Genomic DNA, 24,322 nt, shown 5'->3' with positions numbered 1-24,322 from the left:
CTGCGCACCACGGGAAAGGAGGCGGCTCGTAACCCCTTATCCCTAGGCCTCGCCTTCTTGCAAAACCCGCTCGGCAAGGCGCTCACCCGCTTCCAGCAAGGGGTGGAAAATCACGTCCACCCCGGCCTCCTTAAGGGGGGCGTCCTCCTCCCGGGCATAGCTAACCGCCCCCACCACCCCACGGAAGCCCCTCTGCCGAAGGGCGCGGGTGGCCCGCAGGCGGGCCTCCAGGTCGGGGAGGGCCAGGATCACCCCCCGGACCCCCGTGAGGTCCAGCCCCTCCCAAAGGGCCGGGTCCTCCGCGTCCCCGTAGAGAACCCGCCGCCCCTTGGCCGTGTGGTACTCCACCTTGGAGGGGTCGCTGTCCAGGCCCAACACCGCTTCTCCCCTTTCCACTAAGAAGCGGTAGGCCGCAGCCCCGGTGCGCCCCATGCCCACCACCAGCCACCTCGCCCCCAAGGCCCCCTGGGGCTCCTCGTCGGGGTGAAGGCCGGGGCGCTCCAGGCGGGCAAGCCAGGGCTTCCAGGCCTCGTAGAGGCGGTGGGCCCGCTGCAACAAGGGGGCAGCCAGGAGGAAGGAGCCCCCCACCGCCAGGGCCACCGCCCCCACCCCTTGCTCCGTCATATAGCCCAAGGCCTGAAGAACCCCCGCGGCCACCAGGGCGAACTCGGAGTAGGTGGCGAGGCCCAGCCCCACCAAGAAAGCCGTGCGGGCCCGGAAGCCCTGGCGCACCAGGGGCAGAAAGAGGGAAAGGGGCTTGAGGAGGAGAAAGAGAAGGAGGAGGAGGCCGGCGAACACCCCGTCCGGCCCCACCACCATCCCCGCCTTGACGAAAAAGCCCAGCAGAAAGATCTCCCGCAAGGCCCAAAGCCTCTCCGCCACCTCCCCCGCCCCGGGATGACGGGCGAGGCCCAAGCCCATGAAGAGGGCCCCCAGGGCCTCCGGAGCCCCCAGGAGGCGAGCCGCCTCCGCCCCCAGCAGGGCCAGGGCTACCCCCAAGAGAAGCTTCAGCTCGGCCCCCTGGGCCAAGGCGAACAGGCGGACCAAAAGGGGCCTCAGCAGGGGAAAGAGAAGGACCAAAAACCCGGATGGCCCCGCCCCCTGGAACCCCACCAGGATCAAAAGGGCCAGGGAGGCCACGTCCAGGAAGACGGAGATCCCCAGGGCCATCTGCCCGTGAAGGGCGGCAAGCTCCCCCCTGCCCTGGAGCACCCGGGCCAGGAGCACGGTGCTGGGGTTGATAAGGGCCACGGTCAGGACCAGGAGGGCCAGGGGGTTTTGGGCCAGGCCCAGGAGGTAGAGAAGGAGGAGGAAGGGGGGGAGGAGGAGGAGCTGGAGGGCCCCGGTGCCCAGAACCTCCCTGCGGAAAAGGCGCTCCAACCGCAGGCCCAGGCCCACGGTGAAGAGGAGGAGGTAGACCCCCAAATCGGCGAAGAGGTCCAAGAGCCGGTCTCCCGGGAAGCCCCCAAGCCCCAGGAGAACCCCCACCGCCAGGTAGCCCAAAAAGGCCGGCAGGCCCAGGCGCACCGCCAGGACCCCGGAGACAAAGGCCAGGAGGAAGACCCCTGCCAAGCGCAACCTCTCTAAGGTGCCGGGGCAGGCCCCTTAGCGCACCAGTAGGACAGGGCAGGGGGCTTCCGCCACCACCTTTTGGCTTTGGCTACCCAGGAAGAGGCTCCCGATGGCCCCCAGGCCCCGGGTACCCATGACGATGAGGTCGGCCTTCTCCCCAATGGCGGCTTCCAGGATGGCCTCCGCCGGGCGGCCCTCGAGGAGAAGGGCATCCTCCCTGGGGACCTCGGTAAGGGCCACCGCCTCGGCCAGGACCTTTTCCGCCCGCTCCAACCGCCGCTTCAAGGCCTCCTGGAAGAAGGGCTCCCCCAGGTAGTCGGGCACGGGCTCGTAGACGTGAACCACCACCAGCCTGGCCCCATGGGCCAGAGCCTCTGCCTTGGCCACTTCTGCCGCCCGCTTGGCGTGGTCCGATCCATCGTAGGCCAAAAGGATGGTCTTGAACATGCCTCAAGCTTATCAGGCCTGGGCCCTTTTTTCCGAAGGAATTTCCACCTTACGCCCACAGCGGCAGGTGTCCCCTTCGATGCGGAAGAGGGTGCCATCCGCCCGTGGGTAAAGCCAGAGGGTACCGCAGTCGGGGCAACGCACCTCGGCCACCAAGGAGCGGATCTCCTCCGGGGAAAAGCGGTAGACCTCGCCGCACCAGTGGCAGACCACCTCCGCCCCGCCGTCTTTGACGATCATGTCCTCCCGCTCCTCGGGGGTGAAGAAGACCAGGGCCTCGAGGGCCTTCTCCCGGCTGCAACGGCAGCGGAAGCGGGCAGGGATCTCGTTCAGGGCGTAGCCCAGGGCCCGGAGGTCCGTGCGCTCAAACCCAAGCCCCGCTAGGAGCACCTCCAGGGTGCCCTCCAAACCCCTTTCCTTGAGGAGGGGCGTGAGGCCCGCCAGGCCCGAAAGGTTGGCCTCCAGGCGATGCAGCACCTCTTCCGGGGCCTCCGGCATCACCTGGACCGCCACGCCCCCCGCCACCTCCACCTCCCCTTCCCCCTTCACCCGCACCCCCAGGAGGACCGCGGAGGGGATCTGCTCCGACTGCCAGAGGTAGTGGGCCAGGTCCTCGGCGATCTCCCCGGAGACCAGGGGCACCGTGCTGGAGTAGATCTCCCCGTTCGGGAGGCTCCGGTCCACCCGCAAGACCCCGGCGCCCACCAACTCGCCCACGTTGAGCTTGCCGTCAGGGCGCAGGGGCACCTCGGCCTGAGGGTTCTGCACGTAACCCCGCACGTTTCCCTGGGGGTCCGCCTCCGCCAGAAGCCCCCCCAGGGGCCCGGTGCCCTCGAGGCGCAGGGTAATCCGCTCCTTGGGCGTCTTCAGGAGAAGCTGGGCCAGCAGCAAGGCCCCGGTCATGGCCCGGCCCAGGGCGGCGGTGGCCGTGGGGGAAAGGCCGTGCCGCCTGCGGGCCTCTTCCGCCACATCCGAAGTTTCCGCCGCCACTACCCGCAGGTGGCCCTCCCCCGCCAGGCCCCTCAGGATCCTTCCCATACCCTGCCATTATGCCACGGGGCCTATAATCGCCCTATGGGCCTGCGCATCTACGATACCCTGCAGCGCGCGAAGGTGGACTTCATCCCCGCCACCCCGGGGCACGTGGGCATCTACGTGTGCGGCCCCACCGTCTACTCCGACCCCCACTTGGGCCACGCCCGGGGGCCCATCGTTTACGATGTCCTGCGCCGCTACTTCCTGCACATGGGTTACAAGGTGCGCTTCGTTTCCAACATCACCGACGTGGGCCACCTCACTGACGACGCCGACCAAGGGGAGGACAAGATCCTCAAACGGGCCAAGCTGGAGCAGCTGGAGCCCATGGAGGTAGCGGAGAAGTACACCTGGAGCTACTTCGACGCCATCACCGCCCTGAACGTCCTGAGGCCTTCCATCGCCCCCCGCGCCTCGGGCCACATCCCCGAGCAGATTGAGCTCACGGAAAGGCTTTTAAAGCTTGGCTTCGCCTACGAGCGCAAGGGTAGCGTCTACTTCCGGGTGCGGGCCTTCCCCGAGTACGGGAAGCTTTCCGGCAAGCGCCTGGAGGAGCTTAGGGCGGGGGCCCGGGTGGAGGTGCGGGAGGAGAAGGAAGACCCCCTGGACTTCGCCCTCTGGAAGGCTGCCGAACCCGGCCACCTCATGCGCTGGAAGAGCCCCTGGGGGGAGGGCTACCCCGGCTGGCACATCGAGTGCACCGCCATGAGCCTCAAGTACCTGGGGGAAGGGTTTGACATCCACGCCGGGGGCATCGACCTGCAGTTCCCCCACCACGAGTGCGAGATCGCCCAGGCGGAGGCCGCGGGCTACCGCTTCGCCCGCCACTGGATGCACCACAACCACGTGCTTCTGGAAGGGGAAAAGATGGCCAAGAGCACGGGGAACCTGGTCCTCCTCCACGACCTCCTTAAGGCCCACGAGCCCATGGCCCTCCGCTTTTACCTCCTCCAGACCCACTACCGGAGCCCCATGGACTTCACCTGGGAGGGCCTCGAGGCGGCCAAGCGGGGGTATACCCGGCTTCTTACCGCCTACCGCGAGGTCCGAACCCATCTGAAGACGGCAAGCCCGGGCACCACCCCGGAGCTGGAAAGGGCGCTGGACGCTCTGGAAAAGGACTTCCTGGAGGCCATAGAGAACGACCTCAGCACCCCGGAGGCCCTAGCCGCCTTTTTCACCTTCCTCCCCGAGCTGAACAGGCTCCTCCCCGAGGCCAAGGGGGACACCCTAAGGCGCACCGCCCAGGTCTTCCACACCCTGGGGGAAGGCATCCTGGGGCTCTTCCCGGAAAGGGTTCTGGAGGAGAAGGTTTCCGGACCCCTTCTGGAGGGGTTAGTGACTCTTCTACTGGAACTCCGGGAAGAGGCCCGGCGGGCCAAGGATTACGCCAAAAGCGACCTGATCCGGGAAAGGCTCAAATCCTTGGGCATCATCGTGGAGGACACCAAGGAAGGTCCTAAGTGGCGTCTAGAGATGGCCTAGACGCCCAACCAAGAAAAGACCCCCGGGACGCCCTGGGGGTCCTGCCATTTACCCTCTAGCGGGGGATGGGGTAGCCCTCGGCCTCGAGGACCGCCTCCGCCACCTCCCGCCTCAAGGCCACCAGGTCGGCGGGCTCGTGCTTGGTGAGCCTGCGGGCCGCGGAGTAGACCACCCGGGCCTCGTCCCCCTCCACCAGCCGGGGAAGCACGGAAAGCGCCCCCACCTGGGCCCGGTCCAGGGCCTGGAGCAGGTAGAGCCGGGCCATGGCCTGGGCCACGCTCCCAAGCCTCCGGGCGCGGAGGAGGGCGCTTTCCGCGGCGTAGGCGTCGATGAGGATATCCGCCGCCGCCGCCAGGACCTCCTGCTCCTCCTCCACCTTTTGCCCGTACTTCTGGGCCGCCAGGCCCGCCACCATGAGGGCGAGCTTCTTAAGGCCCGCGATCTGGTGGAGCTCGAGGTCCTCGGGCTCCTCAAAGGAGGGCTCCAAAAGCTCCTTCTGGAGCCGCATGGCCGCCTGGAAGAGGGGAAGCTGCCCCTTGAGGGCCCGCCTGAGGAGCATGCCGGGGATGAGGAGGCGGTTGATCTCGTTGGTGCCCTCAAAGATGCGGTTGATGCGGGCGTCCCGGTAGGCCCGCTCGATGGGGTATTCCTGGGAGTAGCCGTAGCCCCCGTGGATCTGCACCCCCTCGTCCACCACATAGGAGAGGACCTCGGAGCCCAGCACCTTGATGATGCTGGCCTCCACCGCGTACTCCTCAATGCCCGCCATCACCGCCTCAGGGCCCTTCTTGCCCACCAAGGCCTCGTCGATCAGGCCCACGGTGCGGTAGACGGCGCTTTCGGCGGCGTAGATGCGGGAGGCCATCTCCCCGAGCTTCTGCTTGATGAGGCCGAAGCTTCCGATGGGGCGGCCGAACTGGTGGCGCTCCTTGGCGTACTTGGCGGAAAGCTCCAAGGCCCTTTTGGCCCCGCCCACCGCCCCCGCCCCCAGCTTGTAGCGGCCCACGTTGAGGACGTTGAAGGCGATCTTGTGCCCCTTGCCGATCTCCCCCAGGACGTTCTCCACGGGCACTTTCACATCCTCCAGGATCACCTGGCGGGTGCTGGAGGCCTTGATGCCCATCTTCTTCTCCTCGGGACCAAAGGAGAGCCCGGGGGTATCCCGCTCCACCAGGAAGGCGGTGAAGTGCTCCCCATCCACCTTGGCGAAGACGGTGAAGAGGTGGGCGAAGCCGGCGTTAGAGATCCACTGCTTGACCCCGTTCAGGATGTAGTGCCGGCCGTCCTCCGAAAGGGTGGCCCGGGTCTTGGCGGAAAGGGCGTCCGAGCCCGAACCCGGCTCCGTGAGGCAGTAGGCGGCGATCCACTCCCCGCTGGCCAGCTTGGGGAGGTACTTCCGCTTCTGCTCCTCGGTGCCGAAGTAGACCAAAGGCAGCGTGCCGATGGAGGTGTGGGCCCCGTAGGTGACGGAAAAACCCCCCGAGCCGGAAAGCTCCTCCGCCACCACCGTGGAGATCACCTTGGGCAGGTCCAGGCCCCCGTATTCCTCGGGGACGTCGATGCCAAGAAGCCCAAGCTCCCCTGCCTTGCGCATGAGGGGCACGTTCAGCTCCAGCTCCCCGTGCTCCATGCGCTCCAGGAGGGGAAGCACCTCCTTCTCCACGAAGGTGCGGGTGGTGCGGGCGATCTCCTTGACGCTCTCGTCGAAGTCCTCGGGGGTGTAGACCCGCTCCGGTGCCTCCAAAAGCCAGCCGCCACCCTTTTGCCAAAGCTTTTTCTCCTCGGTCATCTTGGCCTCCTTACGCCGGATACACCTCAAACACACCCGCGGCCCCCATGCCGCCGCCGATGCACATGGTTACCAAGCCATACCCTCCGCCCCGCCGCCCCAGCTCCGAAATGAGCTGGGCGGTGAGCTTGGCCCCGGTGGCCCCCAAGGGGTGGCCCAGGGCGATGGCCCCGCCGTTCACGTTGGTCTTCTCCTCGGGCAGGCCCAGGGTGCGCATCACCGCCAGCACCTGGGCGGCGAAGGCCTCGTTGAACTCGATAAGGTCGATCTGGTCCAGGGTAAGGCCCGCCCGCTCCAAGGCCTTGGGCACCGCCTTGACGGGGCCGATGCCCATCACGTCGGGCTCCACGCCGGCCACGGCGAAGCTCACGAAGCGGGCGAGGGGCTTAAGGCCCAAAGCCTCCGCCTTCTCCCGGCTCATGACCACCACCGCCGCCGCCCCGTCGGAGTAGGGGCTGGCGTTCCCCGCGGTTACCGTGCCCCCCTTCTTGAAGGCGGGCCGGAGCTTGGCCAAAGCCTCCAAGGAGGTCTCGGGCCGCACGGTCTCGTCCCGCTCAAAAAGGGCTTCCTCCACCACCTTCTTGGTGCCCTGGTAGCGCACCTTGGGCACCCGGATGGGCACCACCTCGGTAAAGCGCCCTTCCGCCCAGGCCTTTGCTGCCCGCTGGTGGCTCCTTAAGGCCCAGCGGTCCTGGTCCTCCCGGCTGATGCCGAAGCGCTCCGCCACCCTTTCCGCGGTGAAGCCCATGCCGATGTAGGTGGAGTAGGCTTCCGGGCTCCACTCCGTGGGGGTGAGGTCGGGGTGGAGGCGGGTGTGGAAGCCGGACATGGGCACCTGGCTCATCATCTCCACCCCCCCCGCCAAGACCGCGTCCGCCATCCCGGTCATCACCGCCTGAGCGGCCATGGCGATGGTCTGGAGGCCGCTGGAGCAAAAGCGGTTAATAGTGGCTCCCGCCACTTCCACAGGAAAGCCCGCCCGCAAGAGGGCCAGCCGGGCGATGTTGAGCCCCTGCGCCGCCTCGGGCATGGCGCAACCCCAAAGGACGTCCTCAAGCTCCCGAGGGTCCAGGCCGATGCGCTCCACCGCTCCCCGCATCACCTGGGCCGAGAGGTCCACGGGGTGGAGGCCCGCCAAGGCCCCATCCTTCTTGCCCCGGGCCACGGGGCTACGAACCGCACTGACGATTACCGCTTCCCGCATGGTTTCACCTCATTCAGTTCCTCAGGGGCTTGCCCGTCTTCAAGGTGTAGGCAATCCGCTCCTGGGTCTTCCGGGTGCCGAGGAGCTTCAAGAAGGCCTCCCGTTCTAGGTCTAGAAGGTCCCACTCGGAGACCTCCCTGGGCGCCCCTTCCCCACCCGAGAGGACGTAGGCGATCTCCAGGCCGATGCGCATGTCGTGGTCCGTAATCTCCCCCGCCTCGCGGAAGGCCCAGACCGCGTAGCGCAGGTTGCCCAAGGCCTCGCTCCCCAGCACGCGGATTTTGGGAGGCAGGGGCGGGCGGTAATCAGGGGCGAGCTCCAGGACGCGGCGCTTGGCGTCGGCGATGAGGAAGTCCCGGTTCATGCTGATCCGGTCCCGGTCGCGGAGGAAGCCCAGCTTCTTGGCCTCGAGGGCGCTGGTGGAGGTCTTGGCCAAGGCGATGAGGTTAAAGGCCCGCTTCACCCCCTCGAAGGGATCGGCCTCCTCGTAGGGGGCAAGCTCCCCGGTGAAGCGGAGGAGCATCTCCTTGGTGCCGCCTCCCGCCGGGAGGAGCCCCACCCCCGCCTCCACCAGGCCCATGTAGAGCTCGGCGTGGGCCTGGACGGCATCGGCATGCAGGGTGAACTCGGCGCCGCCCCCCAAAGTGAGGCCGAAGGGGGCCACCACCACGGGGAAGGGGCTATAGCGAAGGGACATGGAGGCCTTCTGGAACTGCCGCACCGCCAAGGAAAGCTCGTCCCAGTCCCCCTCCTGGGCCAGGGAGAGGATGAGGGCCAGGTTGGCCCCGGCGGAGAAGGCCCTGGGGTCCTCGTTGCCGAGGACCAGGCCCACATAGCCCTTCTCCTCCACGTACTCCAGGCTCTTCTGGAGCATGCGGATCACGCCCTCCCCGATGGCGTTCATCTTGGTGCGGAACTCCAGGAGGGCCACCCCGTCCCCGAGGTCCAGAAGGGCCGCCTCCTTCCCCTCCAGGAGGGTCTTGCCCTCGGACTTGAGGGCTTTCAGGGAAATAACCCCTTCCCGCTTGGGCAGGGGGTGGTAGCCCCCGTCAAAGCCCAGGTAGGTACCGTTGCGGTAGAAGGCCCCCTGGGCCTTGCCCAAAAGCTCGGGCTTGGAAAGGCCGTGCTCTGCGAAAAGGGCCTCGAGGCGCCCGTGGCCCAGGGCGTCCATGTTCTTGAAAGGACCTTCTTCCCAGCCAAAACCCCACTCCAGGGCCTGGTCCACCGCCACCAGGTCGTAGGCGATCTCAGGGGCCTTCTCCAGGGTGTAGTGGGCGGTGCGGGCAAAGAGCTCGCTGAGGAAGGCCCCGTACTTGCCGGGAAGCTCCAGAACCTTGGGAAGCCTCTCGGCCAGGGGCAGATCCCGAAGGGCCTTAAGCTCAGGGAGGTCCACCTTGGCCCGGGGCACGTACTCCAGGGTGCGGTAATCCAAGGTGTAGATCTCCCCGTCCACCCGCTTGTAGAACCCCGCCCCCGCCTTCTCCCCCAGGCGCCCCTCCGCCACCAGGCGCAACACCCATTCGGGCAGGGTGAAGTCCTCCCCCGTGGCCTGGGCCAGCTCCTCGGTGACCAGCTTGAGCACATCCAGCCCCGTGAGGTCGGCGGTGCGGAAGGTGGCGGAGTTGGGCCGGCCCAGAAGGGGCCCGGTGAGGGCGTCCACCTCGTCGATGGTGAGGCCGTGCTTTTCCATAAGCCGCACCGCCTGCACCATCCCGTAGACCCCCAGGCGGTTGGCGATGAAGCCGGGGCGGTCCTTGGCCAGCACCGTGCCCTTCCCCAGGATGCGCTCCCCAAAGCGCCGGATTTCCTTTAGAACCTCCGGGTCGGTCTCAGGGGTGGGGATCAGCTCCAGGAGGTGCAGGTACCGGGGGGGGTTGAAGAAGTGGGTGCCCAGGAAGCGCCGGCGGAAAGCCTCGGAGCGCCCCTCGAGGAGCACCGCCATGGGGATGCCGCTGGTGTTGGAGCTCACGATGGCCGTGGGCTTCAGGAGGCTTTCCAGCCTTTCGTAGAGGGCCCGCTTGGGCTCCGGCTTCTCGATGATGGCCTCCACCACCCAGTCGCAGTCCTTGAGCTTCTCCAGGTGGTCCTCGGTGTTGCCGATCTCCACATACCGGGCCAGGTCGGGGTCCATGAAGGCCGCGGGCTTGGCCTTTAGGGCCCGCTCCAGGCCCCGCTTGGCCAGCTCGTTCCGGTCCTCCTGGCCGGGAATGTCCAGGAGGACCACGGGGATCCCGGCGCTGGCCACCAGGGCGGCGATGCCGCTGCCCATGGTTCCCGCGCCCACCACGCCCACCTTCTTGATCATGGCCACCTCCTTATACTGAGTCAAAGTTTACGCCAGCCCCCCTTGGGTGTCAAAGGGGGTCTTGGACATCCCGATTGACGCGGGGACGGCCCCGAGGTAGATTGCGGGTGCTATGAAAAAGCTCGCGGTCCTTTTGACGCTTAGCCTTCTAGGAGCCGGGCTGGCGCAGGGCGTGCGCAGTCTGGGCATGGGCGGGGTCGCCCTGCCGGGCCCCTCGTTTGCCGGCAGCAACCCCGCTTACGCCGCTTTTCCCGACACGTGGGGGCGCGAAGGGTTTGCCCTCCCGGTGGGGCTCTTGCGGTTCCTGCCCGCCTTCAGCGACACCAGCCCCTTCACCTACTTCACCGATCCCAACGCCTTTCGCACCTCCTTCGACCTCCTGAGCTTCTACGACCAGGCCTCCCACCTGGGAAGCTTCCTCCTGAACCCAGCCCGTAGCCCCGATGAGGTGGTCTTCCGGGTGAAGGCGGATGGGCTGGCCATCACCGATGGGCGAGGCAATCCCCTCCTCCCCTCTTTCCAGGTGGGGGGCACCCCGGAAAAGCCCACCGCGCTCATCCCCGCTCCCCTCTTTTCCCTGGGCATGGACCTGGGGCCTGGAACCTACCTCTCCGTGGGTCCTTTTGCGGGAACCCAGGGCGTCCGGGTGCGCCCGAGTCCCGAGCTGGCCCAAGCCCTAGTCGGCGGATCCCTCGATCCTTGTAAAGCCAGCACCCCCTCGCCGTGCCATCTGGAAGCTGGGGGCGCCTTCGCCTCGGGGATCAGCTTGGCCCTGGGGTTCGCTACCCCCCTTCCGGAGGTGCCCGGCCTGGGTCGGGTGTACCTGGGAGTGAGGGGCGAGGGCTTTTACGGCCTGGGGTACGTGGAGGCCTCAGGTCTAGCCCGGCCCACCTTTGACCCGGACGGCAACGTGAACGGGGTGAGCTACGAAACCCGCTACTTCCTGAGCTACCCCGAGTACCTGGAAAGCTCCCTCGGCTTGGGCGGAAGCGGCTTGGGCTATGGGGTACGGGCCGACCTGGGGGTGGCCGTGGACGGAGGGCAGTACGCCTTTGGCCTCGGGGTGCGGAACCTCCTGGGCTTCAGCCAGTGGAGCGGGGTAGAAGTAGAGGTGAAAGACGGCCACGAAACCCGCACCCCCACTACCCGGCGCTCGGGCTTTTCCGCACCCGCCTTCTTCCTAAACGGCGCCTACCGCCTGCCCCTCGAGGTGGGCGAGCTTCTGTTGGCCGCCGACGCCAGCTTCGGGGCCACCGCCCCCGCCTTCCACCTGGGCCTGGAGTACGCCCTGGGCCCCGTGGCCCTGCGCACCGGCCTGGGAGTGGAGGGCGGCCTCCGCTTCGGCCTAGGGGCGGGCTTGAACCTGGAAGCCGTGACCCTGGACCTGGCCCTCACCACCCACCAGGCGCCTTTGGTGGGGGGAACCGTCTACGGCCTGGCCTTGGCCGTAGGTTTCTAAAGGGAGGAGATCATGAAGCGCTTCCTGATGCTCACCACGCTCCTTCTGGCCCTGGCCGCCTGCAGCGGCCACACCGTCCACCGCATCGAGGTGGACTTCCTGAGCTTCGTGCCCGAGGCCAACCGCTCCGGCACCCTGGACCTCACCACCGCTGAGGTACAGGTCCCCGATGACCCCGCGGGCCAGCTCGTTCCCGTTCCTGGGGCGGAGGCCCTGCTGGAGGGGACGGTCAGGGTCAAGGCGGAGGTCGCCAACACGGGCACCCTTCCCGCGCAGGTGGACCTCGAGGTGCGCATGGGCCCGGAAGGGGACACCAACCTCTACGATGGCGTGGACGGGGACCTGGAGGCCAAAAGGGTAAGCCTCACCCTCGACCCCGGGACCACGGGAACCCTGGACCTTTCCCTGGACCTGGCCCCCGGCAACCCCGCCTTTGACCTGGTGAAGGCGGGGAGCTTCCGCATCGGGGCCCGCTTGAACCTGAGCGGGGAGAAGGTGGACTACACCCTCACGCAAGGGGAGGTGGTCCTGCGCCTGAAGCTTTTCAACCTCATCCCCAACCCCTAGCGGTCGGCGAAGAGGTAGAGCGCCTGCAGGAGGGCCTCGGGGTACTCCCGGGGCTTTAACCCCTTCTTCTCCAGGCGGAAGCCGGGGGGGTACTGGGTGAGCTCCACCCGGAAGGGCAGTTGGCGCAAGGCCTTGGCGTCGTAGTCCAGGGGCCAGCGGGGGAAGACCGCCTGGAGGTGGGTGAGGTCCTCGGTGAGGGAGAGCACCCCTTTCCTCTGGGCCACCAGGCGGAGCCGGGTGAGCTGGACGAAGTTCTCCGCCTCCTCGGGAAGGGGCCCGTAACGCTCCTTGAGCTCCCGCACCAACCGGGCGACCTCGGCCAGGCTCTTGGCCTCGGCGAAGCGGCTGTAGTAGCGGCTTCGGGCCTCGAGGCTCGGCACGTACTCCGCGGGAAGCCGGGCGGAGAGGGCCAGGTCTATCGTCACCTGGGGCCTTTCCTCCTTCACCTCCCCCTTGAGCTTGCGGATGGCCTCCTCCAGTAGCTCGGTGTAGACCTCCAGGGAAAGCGCCCGGATGTGCCCGTGCTGCTCGGGCCCGAGGAGGTTCCCCACGCCCCTGATCTCCATGTCCTTTTCCGCCAGGAGGTGGCCGCTTCCCAAGTCGGAGAGGTCGGCGATGGCCGAAAGGCGCTTCTCCGCCGCCTCGGTGAGCCTGGGCGGGTGGAAGAGGTAGGCGTAGGCCTCCTGCTCCCGCCGCCCCACCCGGCCCCGGAGCTGGTACAAGGTGGCCAGGCCCAGGCGGTCGGCCCGCTCAATGAGGATGGTATTGGCCTCGCCCACGTCCAAGCCCGACTCGATGATGGTGGTGGCCAAAAGGACGTCGTAGGCCCCCTCGGCGAAGAGGAGCATGGTCTCCTCCACAAGCCCTTCTGGCATCTGGCCGTGCACCACCCCAATGCGGGCCTCGGGCACCAGGTTTTCCAGGTAACGCCTCCTCGCCTCTATGGAGGCCACCCGATCGTGCACGTAAAAGACCTTGCCCCCCCTTTCCAGTTCCAGGAGGATGGCCTCCCGTACCAATAGGGGATCAAAGGGAGCGAGGAAGGTGCGGATGGGCTTCCGGCCCGGGGGAGGGGTCTTGATGCTGGAAAGATCCTTAAGGCCCACCAGGGCGGAATAGAGGGTACGGGGAATGGGGGTGGCGGAGAGGTAGAGGGTGTCCACCTCGGCCTTCAGCTCCCGGATCCTTTCCTTCTGGGCCACCCCGAAGCGGTGCTCCTCGTCCACGATGAGGAGGCCGAGGTCCTTGAAGCCCACGTCCGGCTGGAGGAGGCGGTGGGTGCCGATGACGATGTCCACGCTGCCCTCCCGCAGGCCCTTCAGGATGGCCTCCTCCTCCTTGGGGGGGGTGAAGCGGGAAAGCACCCCGATGCGCACGGGAAGCCCGGCGAAGCGCTCGCGGAAGGTCTTCCCGTGCTGCTCGGCCAGGAGGGTGGTGGGCACCAAGAGGGCCACCTGGGCCCCATGCCCCACCACCCGGTGGGCGGCCCTTAGGGCCACCTCGGTCTTGCCGAAGCCCACGTCCCCGGAAACCAGGCGGTCCATGGGGTAGGGGGCCTCGAGGTCCCGCAAAACCTCCTCCAGGGCCTGCCGCTGGTCGGGGGTGAGCTCATAGGGGAAGCCCCTCTCCACCAAGGGGTCCCAATCGGGCAAGGGGGGAAAGGCCCGGCCCGGGGTGGCCTTGCGCTTGGCCTGGAGGACGAGAAGCCGTGCCGCCAACTCCTCCACATCCTTCCTGGCCTTCTCCCTAAGCCGCTGCCACTCCCCTTTGCCCAGGGAAGAAAGTTCCGGAGGGTCATCCGTGGTGCCGGGGTGGCGCTTGAGAAGGGGCAGCTGCTCCACCGGCAGGTATAGCTTCCCTTCCCCCTTGTAGCGCAGCACCAGGTAGTCCCGCTTGGCCCCCAGGACCTCCCGGGTTTCCAGGCCCAGGTACTGGCCGATGCCGTGATCGGGGTGGATGAGGAAGTCCCCAGGGGCGAGGGCCCCAGGGTCGGAAAGCCCCTCCCCCACCCTAAGCCGCCCCCGCACGCTTCCCGTGGCGAAGACCAGGGCCTCGGTGAGGAGGACCTCCTCCCCCCACTCCGCCCCTCCCTCAAAAGGGCCGGGTACCAGGGAAAGCCTCCCCTTGGGTCCGGGGAAGCGCTCCAGCACCAGGGGGTCAAAGGCGGCGAGGCGCCTTCTAAGGTACTCCAGGGTGCGGGCATGGCCCACGAAGAGGTGGACCCGCTTGCCCTCGGAAAGCCAGCGCCCCAGGTCCTTCTCCAGGGCCTTGAGGCTCCCCCGGTAGGGAGCGAGGGGCCGCACGCCCAGGTCCAAAGGGGGAAGCTCCACCCCGCCCCCCAGGGCCACCCAGGGGCGCCCCTCGAGGAGGGGCCAAAGGTCCTTGGGGACCAGGGCGGGGGTGTCCAGGTAGACGGGCCCGGGAAAGTGCCGGAGTTTCTTGGAGGTGAAGCCCTCCGCCTTCCCCGGCTTGGGCAGGAGGACGTGGCGCCGCCTCGCCTCTCCCGCCACCAAAAGCCTTTCCAGCTCCTCCCCGAAAAACTCCAGGCGCACCTCCCCTAGCTCCAAAACCTCCCCCAGCACCCGGTAGTCCTCGTCCCGGGCATAGCCCATCCTCAGGAAGCGGTCCAAAAGCTCCGTCCTAGGGTAGCTCCGACCCACCTCCAGGACCAGGCGCCAGGCCGTGGGGTCCTCGGGGAAGGGAGCCAGGGCCTCCTCGTAGGAGAAGACGAAAAGGGCCCTTTCCTCCAGGGCCTCGAGGCCCGGGTTCACGTACACCGGCACCCCAAAGGCGGAAAGGTCCCGGTAGCGGCGGAGCCGGTCCTCCGGGGCCAGGAGGACCGCCGGGGGCCGCTCTTGGGCAAAGAGCCTGGCCGCCACCACCTGCGGCAGGGCCAGGCGGTGGCCGTAAAGCCTCTCCAGGGCGACTTCCATGGGCTAAAGGCCCGAAGGCCAAAGGCTATTCTACCGCGTAGGCGTGGACCGCCAAAGCCCCCAGGCCCACGTTGGCGGCGATGGTGGCCCCGGAGCGGGTGATGCGGCCCCTTTCCAAACGCAAAGCGCTTTCCAGGCCCTTTTTGAGCTCTTCCAGCCACTCGCTCTTGGCGTCAGTGTGGGCGATGGTGATGCGGGCCGAACGCCCTTGAAACTCCTCCAGCACCAGCCGGGCCAAAGCCTCGGGCACGGCGCTCTCCCGGGCTACCCGTAAAAAGCGAATATGCCCCTTCTCGATGCGCAGGATGGGCCTCAGGCCCAGGAGGTTCCCCACCACCTCCCCAAAGCGGGGCAGGCGGCCGTTCCTGGCGAGGTGGGAGAGGTCCGCCACGCTGAAGAAGAGGCTGGAGCGGCGCATCCTCTCCATCTCCCGCACGATGGCCTCCTCCTCCGCCCCTCGCCTAAGCATCTCCACCGCCCGGAGGACCATGGCCCCCAGGCCCGCGGAGACCATGCCCGAGTCCACCACCCGGATACGGGTGGGCGCCACCTTCAAGGCCGCTTCCCGCGCCCTTTCCACCGTCTTGGAGAGCTCGCCCGAAACATGGATGGACAGCAAGCGGTCGTAGACCTGGAGGTAGCGCTCGTAGATCTCGGCGAAGTCCTCCACCCCCGGGGGCTCGGTCACCGGCTCCGCCCCCGCCCGCATGGCCTGGTAGAGGGCGTCGGGGGTGAGTTCCTGCCAATCCTTGTAGCGGCGCCCCATGAGGTGAACGTAGATGGGCACGAGCCCCACCGCCTCCTCCTGGAGCACCTTGGGGGAGAGGTCCGCGGCGGTGTCGGTCACGAGGCCAAGTTCCACGCCTCCCATCTTATACCGAGTCAAGTGAGGATGGTTTATACCCCCCTTTCGGATATTCACCCGCATACCCAGCTCACGCCACCGCCCGCAACACTCGGGTGATGGGTAGACCCGCCTCCCCAAGAAGCTGGGCCACCAGACTCCAGGCCATCACCCACACCCCCACCTGCCCCACCACCTTCAGCCTCCGTCTCCTCGCCAGCCGAAAGGGTAGTCGTGGGAAGGAAAACAGGGGTCACCTGCAGGACCAGCAATTGGGCAGGAAGGAGGGTGGAGTCCATGGCTAGCCCACGCCTTTTCCGGCCCACCCGCTTCCCTACCCGCAGGTGGTGCCAGGGTAGCCTCCGGCTCCCTCAAGGTGGAGGCGGAGAGAACGCGTCTTAGGACCAGGCGCCTGCGGAGGCCGGGGTTGCGGGCCAGTTCCCGGCGCAGGCGCTCGGTGGAGAAGCCCAGGAGGGCGCGGACCAGGTGGAAGAGGAGAAGGCTGAGATCGGAGAAGGTTCTGGGCCTGCCGGGTTTTCTCTCCGGTGCTGGCAGGCGAGCTTGGAACCAAAGGTAGGAGCAGGGAGACCAGCTCCTCCAGGGGCAGCGGTAGGATGAAAGGGGGCATCTGGTGTTCTTCCACACATCACCAAACACCCCCTTTTCCTTTGGCTCGTCAAGGGGGTATACGTTGAATATCCGAAAAGGGGAATTAGGCCTATACTAAAGAGTGTTATGAAGGGGATTTTTATAGCTACCGATACACCTCTCATCGGGGGTGTTCTTACCTATCTACGAGACATCGCCCTTCGTCTGTCTGCAAGCGGCATCTCAGTTGCAGTCGGTCTTAGGAACTTGCCGCACTTAATCCCCATTATCGACGAGCTCAGGCAACATAGCATCCACGTGACTCACCCATTTGACGTCACCTTCTTTCAACATGGCTACTTGCCGCTCATAACGGGTTATGGGCCCTTCAGCTATCGCCGCTTTTTCTCAACTTTTGGCAAAAAGAATTTAGTTCTGCTCGTTCACGATCAAGTCGACATTTATTACCCACAGCCGTTTCAATTTTTGTACCGCCTAGGTTACCGCTACCTCCAGGTGCCGAACCTACAAAATGCGCGTGCAATTATCACAGTTTCTCACTGGGCAAAGTCATTTTTGCAGGACTTTTATGGCTTAGCTCAGGTTTACGCAGTACCTAATGCCGTAGATGTACACCGTTTCCGCCCAGAGCTTTCAAAAGAAAATCGCCGAGAAAGAAAGGAATCTTTGGGCTTAAGGCCCGAAAAAGACCTCATACTTATACCTGGTCGGCTCAGTCCTGAAAAGAACCCCTTTCTCCCCCTGAGGGTAGCGCAACTTCTTCCAGAAATAGACTTTGCCTATGTAGGCACCGGTGAACTAGAAGGCCCGGTACGCCTTGCCCAAAAAGCTCTTAGGCTAGGCAACGTGTTTTTTCTAGGCAAACGGTACGATATGCCAAATGTTTATGCGGCAGCGGATGCTGTTCTGCAACCTACATTAGGCGAGAATCAGTCGCTATCGACTCTCGAGGCGATGGCATGCGGCCTACCCGTGATTACTTCAGATATACCAGCTCAGCGTGAAATCATAAATCACAGGCAGACCGGTGTCCTATCACCACCAGAACCTAAGCACATGGCTAAGTGGATCTTATATGCCTTAGAAAACAGAGAAGAGCTTGGCAACAACGCAAGGGCCTATGTGGTTTTGCACCACAACCTGGATTTCTATCTGCCTCGGCTTTTGTCTACCTTGAACGAAATCGCAGCGCTTATTTAGATATCCTGTCACATAACTTCTCCATGTCTTGATATAAGAGACGCCGTATCCGGTCTTCCCAATTTTCAAGAGAATAGCGCATTGAAAGTTCTCTTAGGGCAGACTTAAGTTCCCTAACCAAAGGCTTATCGCTTAATACAGAAAGAATCTGTTGCCAACTTTCACTAGCAGTCATGCGGCCGTGTGGTGGCAAAGGCAATATCAGACGCGCAAGAAGCGGATCCTTGCTAAACTCCCATCCTAAACCCACAGGCGTCAGAAAAGGCAATGTTCCGACAGCGGCAGCTTCTAACGCGACATAAGGAAACGATTCGTACTTGCTTGGTAAGATTAAAAAATCCGCATCCCGCATTAAAGCCAATACTTCCTCCCTCGAAAGGGGATACTCCACCCATGTCACTCGCGGATGCGTCAATGGCGGCCATCTCAATAGACCCAACCTCTTTCTTAGGGCAAAAAGCCCATCTGGCGTTGATCGCACGATGAGGCGCACGTTCTCCGGCGTTGACCTAGCTATTTTTACAATACCCTCGGGGTTTTTTGTGTAGTCCCACCGGGAAACAATCAATCCAAGCCACTTTCCAGCCGCTAGATTCCCCCTTTTCTTTTGAATTGAGTCAAGCAGTCCGCGCACTCGACTTGATTCCTCGAAAACCAAGTTCCCCACACCATTGGGAATATACTCCGGCTCAGTGCCAAACCACTCTTTTAAATGAAGGGCATTTTGTTGGCCTACCGCAATAAGTGTAACGCGGCGCCCTCTATGACGTGTCCAATACTTGAAAGCCAAGGGCAGGATACCCGCAACAATCTCATCTAGTAAACGTCCAGGATAGATTCCCAACATATTGATTTCTTGCCTCAGCGCCTCATGAGGAATTACCCAAACCCACTTAGATCGCTCTATCCAGCGGCGAGCCCACAGCAAGCCTGTTCCCTGTGCTCCATTTAGCACAAGCAAATCTATTTGGCTTGGCACCCGTCCCAAAGGACGGGCGAACTCCACATTCCATCCCTCTTTTTGAAGCACATCTCCTAAAAGCAGAGCAAACTTTTCCCCCCCGCCCTCAAATGTCACAGGCTTGGGATTTATGATTACCGCTAGACAGTTCTTGGACACAACTTCCCCCTCAAGCAACTACCTTATCCAAGGTAGCATGACCAAAAGTACCTTACAATACTCCGGATGCGCCTCTACCGCGTAGGCCTCTTCACCGACGTCTACTTCCCCAACCCCAACGGGGTTACCACCAGCGTTTACCTGCTTTTGCGGGAGCTCCGCCGCATGGGCCACGAGGCCTGGGTCATCGCCCCCCGCCATCCCGAGGCCCCCGAGGGCGAGGAAGGGGTGATCCGGGTGCCCTCCGTGGCCTACCCCTTCTACGAAGGGCAGCAGATCGCCCTGCCCTCCGCCCGCTACCTGCCCACGAAGTTTGAGCTCATCCACACCCACACCCCCCTCACCCTGGGGGTCTGGGGCCTCAGGATCGCCCGGAACAAAGGCCTGCCCCACGTCTCCACCTTCCACACCCACTACGAGAAGTACGCCCACTACGTCCCGGGATTGGCCATCCTGGACAAGTACACGGGCATCGTACCCCGCCTGGCCAAGGCCTTCTACAACCGGGTGGAGGTGGTCATCGCCCCCACCGAGCCCGTGAGGCGCCTGGCAGAAAGCTACGGCATCGAGCGCCCCATCCGGGTCATCCCCACCGGGATCGACAACCGCCTCCTGGAGGAAGCCCCCCTCCCCTCCCCTTCCCCCTGGCCGGAGGGCAAGCGCCGCCTCATCACCGTGGGGCGCCTGGGGAAGGAAAAGTCCTTTGACGTGGTGCTGAAAGCGGTGGCTGAGCTGGCCAAAAAGGTGGACGTCTTCTTGGTGCACATCGGGGAAGGCCCGGAGCTCCACGCCCTAAAGCACCTGGCCAAAGCACTCGGCATCGCCGAGCGGGTGCGCTTTTTGGGCCCCGTGCCCTACGGGAAGATCGGCGGCTACTACCGTATGGCCGAGCTCTTCCTCTTCGCCAGCGAGACGGAAACCCAGGGCCTCGTGGTCTGGGAAGCCCAGGCCATGGGGGTGCCGGTGGTGGCCGTGGGGGCGGAGGGGGTGCTGGAGGGAGTGGAGGAGGGGAAGACGGGATACCTGGTGCCCCCAGGGGACTTCCAGGCCCTGGCGGAAAGGGCTTTGGAGCTCCTTATGGACGAGGAAAAGCGGCGGCGCTTCAGCCTCCAAGCCCGTGCCTGGGCCTTGGAGCGCTCGGCGGAGCGCATCGCGGAAAGAATCGTGGCGGTCTACGACGAAGCGGGCGAGATCCTGCGGGTGGAGCCCAAAAGGCTTATCTTTCCCTTTCCCCGCCTTCCCCGAAGTACCCTCGAGGATCGCCCAGGAAGTTTCTAGCCTGCCGGAGGAGGAAGCGGCCCCAGCCGCCTTTCAGCCTGCGGGCCGAGGTGAGGACCAGGGCTTGGGGTACGTAGCGCACCGGGCCTAGGTGCCTGAGCTTCCAGCCCAGGAGGACGTCCTCCCGGGCCTCCACCTCGGGAAACCCGCCCGCCTTCAAGGCCGCCTCCTTCAGGACCATCATGTTGGCCCCCGCCAGGTTGGGCCGCTCCAAAAGGGCCATGAGGCGCAAGAAGGCCCGGTAGCCCCATTCGGAAAGGGCGGCTTCCCAAGCCGAAACCCCGTAAAAGCGCAAGGGGCCGTAGAGGGCCACCGCCCCGGGGGCGCGCTCCGCCAGGGCCTGGAGCCAGGTGGGGGTAGGCAGGGAGTCGGCGTCGGTCATGGCCACCCACTCCCCCCGGGCGGCCAAAAGCCCCGCCTGACGGGCGTGGGCCACGCCCTTCTTGGCGCAGTACACCACCCGCACGCCAAAGGCCTCCGCCACCTCCCGGGTGCGGTCGGTGGAAGCGTTGTCCACCACGATCACCTCAAAGGGGGGCAGGCTTTGGGCCAGCACCGCCTCGAGGCACTGGGGCAAGTAGGCCTCCTCGTTGTGGGCGGGGATCACCACGCTGATGCGCACGGGTATACTTTAGCGTGTTTCGCTATCTGCCGTGGGCCAAAGAAGGGCTCTTTGTCTTCCTTCGCCTCCTACTTGCGGTAGGTCTCATGGAGGGTGTACGCACCGGCTTTTTCGCTGGTCTACTGCCTTTTTACGCCCCTGAACACTTGGGACTTGCCCCCGCCGTTTTCACCCTGGCTTTCACCTTCCACCAACTTGCCGAAAACTTCTCCAAGACTTTCGGGGGACTAATGGCCGAAAAGTTGGGCTTTGGTCGTACCATCACCATAGCGGCCTTCACAGGTCTAGTAACGCTTCTTCTCACCCCCAAGGCCAACGTGGGCTGGCTGCTTTGGGGCCTTGCCATCCTCTGGGGCCTCACCATGTCCACCCTCTACCCTGGACTCATGACCCTGGCCAGCCGCATCGCCATACCTGGGCGGGAGGCCAGAGCTTTGTCCTATACTTCCGTCCTGTTGGTCCCATGGACAGGTGTTGGTTTAGTGGGCATCGGCCAGGTGGCCCAAAGAGAACCTGAGGTTGCTCTGACCTTGCTCATCACAGCCCAGGTGATAATCTTTCTCCTAGCTGTAAGTCTTTTCTCTTTCCACATCCCCATGCCCAAAAGAACAAGGGAAACCTATCCCCTCAAGCGCCTTTTCCTCTTTCTACCTGCTGCTTTCGGCCAGACCTTCGCCCCCGCGTTGGTTTCCCTCTTCATCTTGCGGTTCGCCAAGGAGGAGCTCGGCCTCGAGCCCATCGCCTTTGGAGGGCTCCTCCTTTTGGGAGGAAGCTTAGCCTTTGGCCTTTTGCCCTTTACTGGTCGCCACGTTGACAAAACGGGCTACCATGTTGCTCTGGTAGGCGGATTTTTCCTTTCGGCCCTATTAATGGCCCGCCTAGCCTTTAACCCCAGCTTAGGGGAACTCATCCTATTAGCAGCCTTTGGGGGCCTAGGCTTCAGCTTTTCCCTATCTGGATGGAATGGTTTTTTGGCAAAGAACCTACCTCATGTAAACCGTGCAGTCATATTGGGAGGCCTAATGACCGTGGAAGGGCTGGGGATAACTTTAGGACCTGCGGTAGGAGGTTTTTTGTGGCAAACCTTCGGCATCAAGGCACCCTTTCTGGCGGGTAGCATCATCTTCCTCTCCCTTAGCCTCATTTACGCTTTCCTTTTCTGGAGGAAGCGATGGAAATAATCCTGGGCCTGATTTTCCTGCTCTACGGGGTCTCGGACCTTCTCTTCCGCTTTTTGGGCCTTGGGGCCTACGCCCACGCCTCGAGGCGCACCCCCAAGGTGGCCCTCACCTTTGACGACGGCCCTTCAGAACGCACCGAGGCCCTCCTGGAACTTCTCAGGCGCCATGGGGTGAAGGCCACCTTCTTCCTCACAGGGGAGAAGGCCAGAGCCCGGCCGGACTTGGTGGAGGCCCTGAGGCGCGAGGGCCACCAGGTGGAGGACCACGGGGAGTGGCACCAAGCCTGGAAGCTCCTCCTGCCTTGGCTGGAATGGGAGCACATGCGCCGGAACCCAGGGCGCTACTACCGCCCCCCCCACGGCCTCCACACCCCCTTCACCCGCCTCTTCGCCCGCCTCCTGGGCAAGCGCATCGCCCTATGGGATTTGGAAAGCAAGGACTGGCTGGATCTTCCCCCCGAGGCCTTGGCGGAAAGGCTCCTCTACTACCTGCGCCCCGGGTCCATCGTCCTTCTCCACGACGGACCCCAGCGCACCCTCGAGCTCCTGGAACGAGTCCTCGGAAAGCTACATGAGCTGGGGTACCAGCCAGTCACCCTAGACGAGCTTCAGCCCACGCCCCTCGGTCCCAGGCAAGCCCTAATCCGGGGGTTGCAGGGGTTCAACGAGCGCTACGACCGAGCCCACCGGCTACAGCGGGTAGCATACGGACCCTTTGATTATCTGAAGTACGAACGCAAGTCATTTCCCTTTGCCCCCTTCAAAGGGGTGATCTCCTGGGAACTGCACATAGATTCAGAGCGGGTCATAGAGCTTAGCCCCTTTGAGGTTCTGCGGTACACCCGGAGAAACTTCCGCGAACTTTCCGAAAGGATAAGCAAGAACCCAGGGGAAGCACCTGAAATCATCTACGGCTTTAGCTACCAAGCCGAGGCCATGCGGGTCTTGGGATTTAAGCCCTATCCCTATCCCCTTCCCCGCTACCTCACGTGGATAGCCGGCATCACCACTACATGGCAGTTGTGGCTTTACCGGGGCGACCTGCCTCAGCTTAGGCGCAGAGCCTTGGCCAGCCTCATGTACCTAACCCGGGAGGAGTTCCTAGAGCGATTCCCACCGTCCACTCCCGCTTCCCCACCCCGGGCACCCGGTGAAGGGCAAACCCCGCCTCCTTGAGGGCAAGGCGGAAGGCCCCTTGGGCGGAGTAGGTGGCGAGCCGGCCCCCAAGCCGCAAGGCCCCGCGGAGCCTCTGGAGAACAGGGAGGCTCCAGGGCTCGGGGTTCACCCTCGGGCTGAAGGGGTCCAGGTACACCGCCGTGGCCCAGCCCCGGGGCAAGGGGGCATCACGCACGTCCCCGAAGACCACCCTCAGCTCGCCCCAAGGGCCAGAAAAACGCTCCCCTGGCCAGCCCCTTAGCAGTTCCTCAAACACCTCCTCCGCACGGCTCAGGGGCAGGCGCACCTGGGCCAAAAGCTCCGGGGGCAGGGGCTCCCGCTCCACCGCCAGGTACCTTAGGCGCACGCCCCGCCTGAGGGCGCTCTCCAAGGTTACCCGGAAGTTCACCAAAAGCCCTAGGCCCACCTCGAGGACCCTAGGAGCGGGATGGAGATGGGTGAGGGTCTTCTCCAGGTAAAGCCGCCTGGCCTGGAGCAAGGCTCCTTGCCGGGGATGGTAGGCCTCCCCGTAGACCGGATGGAAAAGGGTGGGGGTTCCGTCCTGGGTGAGGATGGGCTCCACTCCCGTAGAATAGCCCCCATGGAGCTCAGCCTTCTGGACAAGCTCTCGGGAACCCTGGCCAACGCCGCCACCGTGACCCTGGGCACAGGGCTTGGTCTGCTGCTTCAGGGCCGGCTCCCCGAACGCATGGCCCGCATCATGGTCCAGGGGGTGGGACTCACCACCCTTTTTATCGGGTTCTCCATGGCCGACGCCCTGGGGAAAGCCAAGGGCGGAGCCATAGACGGGGTGGTCCTGGGGCTCATCGCTCTGGTACTGGGAGGGCTTCTTGGGGAGTGGTGGCGGATTGAGGAAACCCTCGAGGGCATCGGAGAGAAGATCAAGCGGGCCGTAAGGGGCGGGGGAAGCTTCACCGAGGGCTTCGTGGCGGCCAGCCTCCTCTTCTGCGTGGGCCCCATGACCCTTTTGGGGTCCATCCAAAATGGCCTCACGGGCGACCCCAGCCTTCTCCTCCTCAAGGCCACCTTGGACGGCCTATCCGCCATCGCCCTCACCAGCTCCTTTGGGGTGGGGGTGGGCTTTAGCGTTCTGGTCATCCTGCTTTACCAAGGGGGCGTGGCCCTCTTGGCCGGCACCTTGAGCCAGGCCCTGCCCGACCCCGCCGCCGACCCCCGGGTGCTCTTGGTCACGGGGGTGGGGGGGCTCATGGTGCTGGGCGTGGGCATCAACCTCCTGGGGCTCACCCGGGTGCGGGTGGGCTCCTTTTTGCCCGCCCTTCTCCTTGCCCCCCTGGTGTGGTGGCTGGCAGGCCTCCTCTCCTAAGTAGCCATGCATAGACTTTGCCCCACTTCCCTCTCCAGGCGCTCCTGCAGTTTCCTCAACGCCTCCTCCACCCCTCGCCTCAGCTCCTCCACGCTCCCGTAGTACCGCCGCGGCAGCAACCACCCCTTCACTCGCCGCCACACCGTCTCCACCGGGTTGTACTGCGGACTGTA

Annotated in this window: 19 protein-coding genes; 8 read left to right on the top strand and 11 right to left on the bottom strand. The window is 64.8% G+C overall.

The window, feature by feature from the left end; genetic code table 11:
* Positions 1 to 42 precede the first annotated feature (42 nt).
* The 3 genes from L1087_RS09095 to hslO are packed head-to-tail and all read right to left on the bottom strand — an operon-like array spanning position 43 to position 3,057.
* Positions 43 to 1,572 (bottom strand): cation:proton antiporter family protein, encoded by a 1,530-nt coding sequence (locus tag L1087_RS09095; protein WP_234558601.1) that lies wholly within the window; start codon positions 1,570 to 1,572, stop codon positions 43 to 45.
* Positions 1,573 to 1,605: 33 nt separating this feature from the next.
* Positions 1,606 to 2,019, bottom strand: coding sequence for a universal stress protein (locus L1087_RS09090; protein ID WP_038042387.1), 414 nt, complete (start codon positions 2,017 to 2,019; stop codon positions 1,606 to 1,608).
* Between the two features lie 12 nt (positions 2,020 to 2,031).
* A complete protein-coding gene (gene hslO, locus L1087_RS09085) occupies positions 2,032 to 3,057 on the bottom strand; it encodes an Hsp33 family molecular chaperone HslO (protein WP_234558600.1) in 1,026 nt (341 codons plus the stop codon).
* 36 nt (positions 3,058 to 3,093) lie between these two features.
* On the opposite strand from hslO, the gene cysS reads away from it, so the two are divergent.
* A complete protein-coding gene (gene cysS, locus L1087_RS09080; protein WP_234558599.1) occupies positions 3,094 to 4,539 on the top strand; it encodes a cysteine--tRNA ligase in 1,446 nt (481 codons plus the stop codon).
* Positions 4,540 to 4,594: 55 nt separating this feature from the next.
* On the opposite strand, the gene L1087_RS09075 is transcribed toward cysS, so the two are convergent.
* Genes L1087_RS09075 through L1087_RS09065 form a run of 3 tightly spaced genes read right to left on the bottom strand, consistent with a single transcriptional unit; the run spans position 4,595 to position 9,837 of the window.
* A complete protein-coding gene (locus tag L1087_RS09075; protein ID WP_234558597.1) occupies positions 4,595 to 6,328 on the bottom strand; it encodes an acyl-CoA dehydrogenase family protein in 1,734 nt (577 codons plus the stop codon).
* Between the two features lie 10 nt (positions 6,329 to 6,338).
* On the bottom strand, positions 6,339 to 7,532 hold the full coding sequence (locus L1087_RS09070) for a thiolase family protein (protein WP_038042383.1): 1,194 nt from the start codon (positions 7,530 to 7,532) through the stop codon (positions 6,339 to 6,341).
* Positions 7,533 to 7,545: 13 nt separating this feature from the next.
* Positions 7,546 to 9,837 (bottom strand): 3-hydroxyacyl-CoA dehydrogenase/enoyl-CoA hydratase family protein, encoded by a 2,292-nt coding sequence (locus tag L1087_RS09065; RefSeq protein WP_234558595.1) that lies wholly within the window; start codon positions 9,835 to 9,837, stop codon positions 7,546 to 7,548.
* A 112-nt stretch (positions 9,838 to 9,949) separates the two neighbouring features.
* On the opposite strand from L1087_RS09065, the gene L1087_RS09060 reads away from it, so the two are divergent.
* A complete protein-coding gene (locus tag L1087_RS09060; protein ID WP_234558593.1) occupies positions 9,950 to 11,296 on the top strand; it encodes a hypothetical protein in 1,347 nt (448 codons plus the stop codon).
* A 12-nt stretch (positions 11,297 to 11,308) separates the two neighbouring features.
* A complete protein-coding gene (locus tag L1087_RS09055; protein ID WP_234553799.1) occupies positions 11,309 to 11,863 on the top strand; it encodes a hypothetical protein in 555 nt (184 codons plus the stop codon).
* Here L1087_RS09055 and mfd read toward each other — a convergent pair.
* A complete protein-coding gene (gene mfd, locus L1087_RS09050; RefSeq protein WP_234558591.1) occupies positions 11,860 to 14,796 on the bottom strand; it encodes a transcription-repair coupling factor in 2,937 nt (978 codons plus the stop codon). The two genes, L1087_RS09055 and mfd, sit on opposite strands and share 4 nt — an antisense overlap.
* Positions 14,797 to 14,821: 25 nt before the next feature.
* Positions 14,822 to 15,658, bottom strand: coding sequence for a DegV family protein (locus tag L1087_RS09045; protein WP_234558589.1), 837 nt, complete (start codon positions 15,656 to 15,658; stop codon positions 14,822 to 14,824).
* 717 nt (positions 15,659 to 16,375) lie between these two features.
* Here L1087_RS09045 and L1087_RS09040 point away from each other — a divergent pair.
* A complete protein-coding gene (locus L1087_RS09040) occupies positions 16,376 to 17,449 on the top strand; it encodes a glycosyltransferase family 4 protein (protein ID WP_234558587.1) in 1,074 nt (357 codons plus the stop codon).
* Here the strand turns inward: L1087_RS09040 and L1087_RS09035 are convergent.
* Complete coding sequence (locus L1087_RS09035; RefSeq protein ID WP_326490721.1) at positions 17,442 to 18,587, bottom strand: glycosyltransferase family 4 protein; 1,146 nt, start codon at positions 18,585 to 18,587, stop codon at positions 17,442 to 17,444. The genes L1087_RS09040 and L1087_RS09035 overlap by 8 nt on opposite strands.
* A gap of 48 nt (positions 18,588 to 18,635) precedes the next feature.
* On the opposite strand from L1087_RS09035, the gene L1087_RS09030 reads away from it, so the two are divergent.
* A complete protein-coding gene (locus L1087_RS09030) occupies positions 18,636 to 19,847 on the top strand; it encodes a glycosyltransferase family 4 protein (RefSeq protein ID WP_234558586.1) in 1,212 nt (403 codons plus the stop codon).
* Here the strand turns inward: L1087_RS09030 and L1087_RS09025 are convergent.
* Entirely contained in the window at positions 19,786 to 20,469 is a 684-nt protein-coding gene (locus L1087_RS09025; protein WP_234558584.1) for a glycosyltransferase family 2 protein, read from the bottom strand. The genes L1087_RS09030 and L1087_RS09025 overlap by 62 nt on opposite strands.
* A 14-nt stretch (positions 20,470 to 20,483) precedes the next feature.
* On the opposite strand from L1087_RS09025, the gene L1087_RS09020 reads away from it, so the two are divergent.
* Positions 20,484 to 21,650, top strand: a complete 1,167-nt coding sequence (locus L1087_RS09020) for an MFS transporter (RefSeq protein WP_234558582.1) — start codon at positions 20,484 to 20,486, stop codon at positions 21,648 to 21,650.
* On the top strand, positions 21,641 to 22,825 hold the full coding sequence (locus tag L1087_RS09015) for a polysaccharide deacetylase family protein (RefSeq protein WP_135260911.1): 1,185 nt from the start codon (positions 21,641 to 21,643) through the stop codon (positions 22,823 to 22,825). Before L1087_RS09020 ends, L1087_RS09015 begins: the two co-directional genes overlap by 10 nt.
* On the opposite strand, the gene mnmD is transcribed toward L1087_RS09015, so the two are convergent.
* Entirely contained in the window at positions 22,725 to 23,387 is a 663-nt protein-coding gene (gene mnmD, locus L1087_RS09010; protein WP_234558579.1) for a tRNA (5-methylaminomethyl-2-thiouridine)(34)-methyltransferase MnmD, read from the bottom strand. The genes L1087_RS09015 and mnmD overlap by 101 nt on opposite strands.
* Positions 23,388 to 23,405: 18 nt before the next feature.
* Here mnmD and L1087_RS09005 point away from each other — a divergent pair, with 18 nt between their 5' ends.
* Positions 23,406 to 24,149 carry a DUF554 domain-containing protein gene (locus L1087_RS09005; RefSeq protein ID WP_234558578.1) on the top strand — a complete coding sequence of 248 codons (744 nt, stop codon included), beginning with the start codon at positions 23,406 to 23,408 and terminating at the stop codon, positions 24,147 to 24,149.
* Positions 24,150 to 24,322: the final 173 nt, after the last annotated feature.

This window comes from Thermus tengchongensis, from assembly GCF_021462405.1.
Classification (GTDB): domain Bacteria; phylum Deinococcota; class Deinococci; order Deinococcales; family Thermaceae; genus Thermus; species Thermus tengchongensis.
Note: the sequence above shows the minus strand (reverse complement) of the source record. Positions and strands in the feature narration are given on the sequence as shown.

What these genes read in the sequence shown, in the direction of transcription:
- L1087_RS09090 (WP_038042387.1), bottom strand. Translation starts at nt 2,019, where the DNA reads ATGTTCAAGACCATCCTTTTGGCCTACGATGGATCGGACCACGCCAAG.
- hslO (WP_234558600.1), bottom strand. Translation starts at nt 3,057, where the DNA reads ATGGGAAGGATCCTGAGGGGCCTGGCGGGGGAGGGCCACCTGCGGGTA.
- cysS (WP_234558599.1), top strand. Translation starts at nt 3,094, where the DNA reads ATGGGCCTGCGCATCTACGATACCCTGCAGCGCGCGAAGGTGGACTTC.
- L1087_RS09075 (WP_234558597.1), bottom strand. Translation starts at nt 6,328, where the DNA reads ATGACCGAGGAGAAAAAGCTTTGGCAAAAGGGTGGCGGCTGGCTTTTG.
- L1087_RS09070 (WP_038042383.1), bottom strand. Translation starts at nt 7,532, where the DNA reads ATGCGGGAAGCGGTAATCGTCAGTGCGGTTCGTAGCCCCGTGGCCCGG.
- L1087_RS09065 (WP_234558595.1), bottom strand. Translation starts at nt 9,837, where the DNA reads ATGATCAAGAAGGTGGGCGTGGTGGGCGCGGGAACCATGGGCAGCGGC.
- L1087_RS09060 (WP_234558593.1), top strand. Translation starts at nt 9,950, where the DNA reads ATGAAAAAGCTCGCGGTCCTTTTGACGCTTAGCCTTCTAGGAGCCGGG.
- L1087_RS09055 (WP_234553799.1), top strand. Translation starts at nt 11,309, where the DNA reads ATGAAGCGCTTCCTGATGCTCACCACGCTCCTTCTGGCCCTGGCCGCC.
- mfd (WP_234558591.1), bottom strand. Translation starts at nt 14,796, where the DNA reads ATGGAAGTCGCCCTGGAGAGGCTTTACGGCCACCGCCTGGCCCTGCCG.
- L1087_RS09040 (WP_234558587.1), top strand. Translation starts at nt 16,376, where the DNA reads ATGAAGGGGATTTTTATAGCTACCGATACACCTCTCATCGGGGGTGTT.
- L1087_RS09030 (WP_234558586.1), top strand. Translation starts at nt 18,636, where the DNA reads ATGCGCCTCTACCGCGTAGGCCTCTTCACCGACGTCTACTTCCCCAAC.
- L1087_RS09015 (WP_135260911.1), top strand. Translation starts at nt 21,641, where the DNA reads ATGGAAATAATCCTGGGCCTGATTTTCCTGCTCTACGGGGTCTCGGAC.
- L1087_RS09005 (WP_234558578.1), top strand. Translation starts at nt 23,406, where the DNA reads ATGGAGCTCAGCCTTCTGGACAAGCTCTCGGGAACCCTGGCCAACGCC.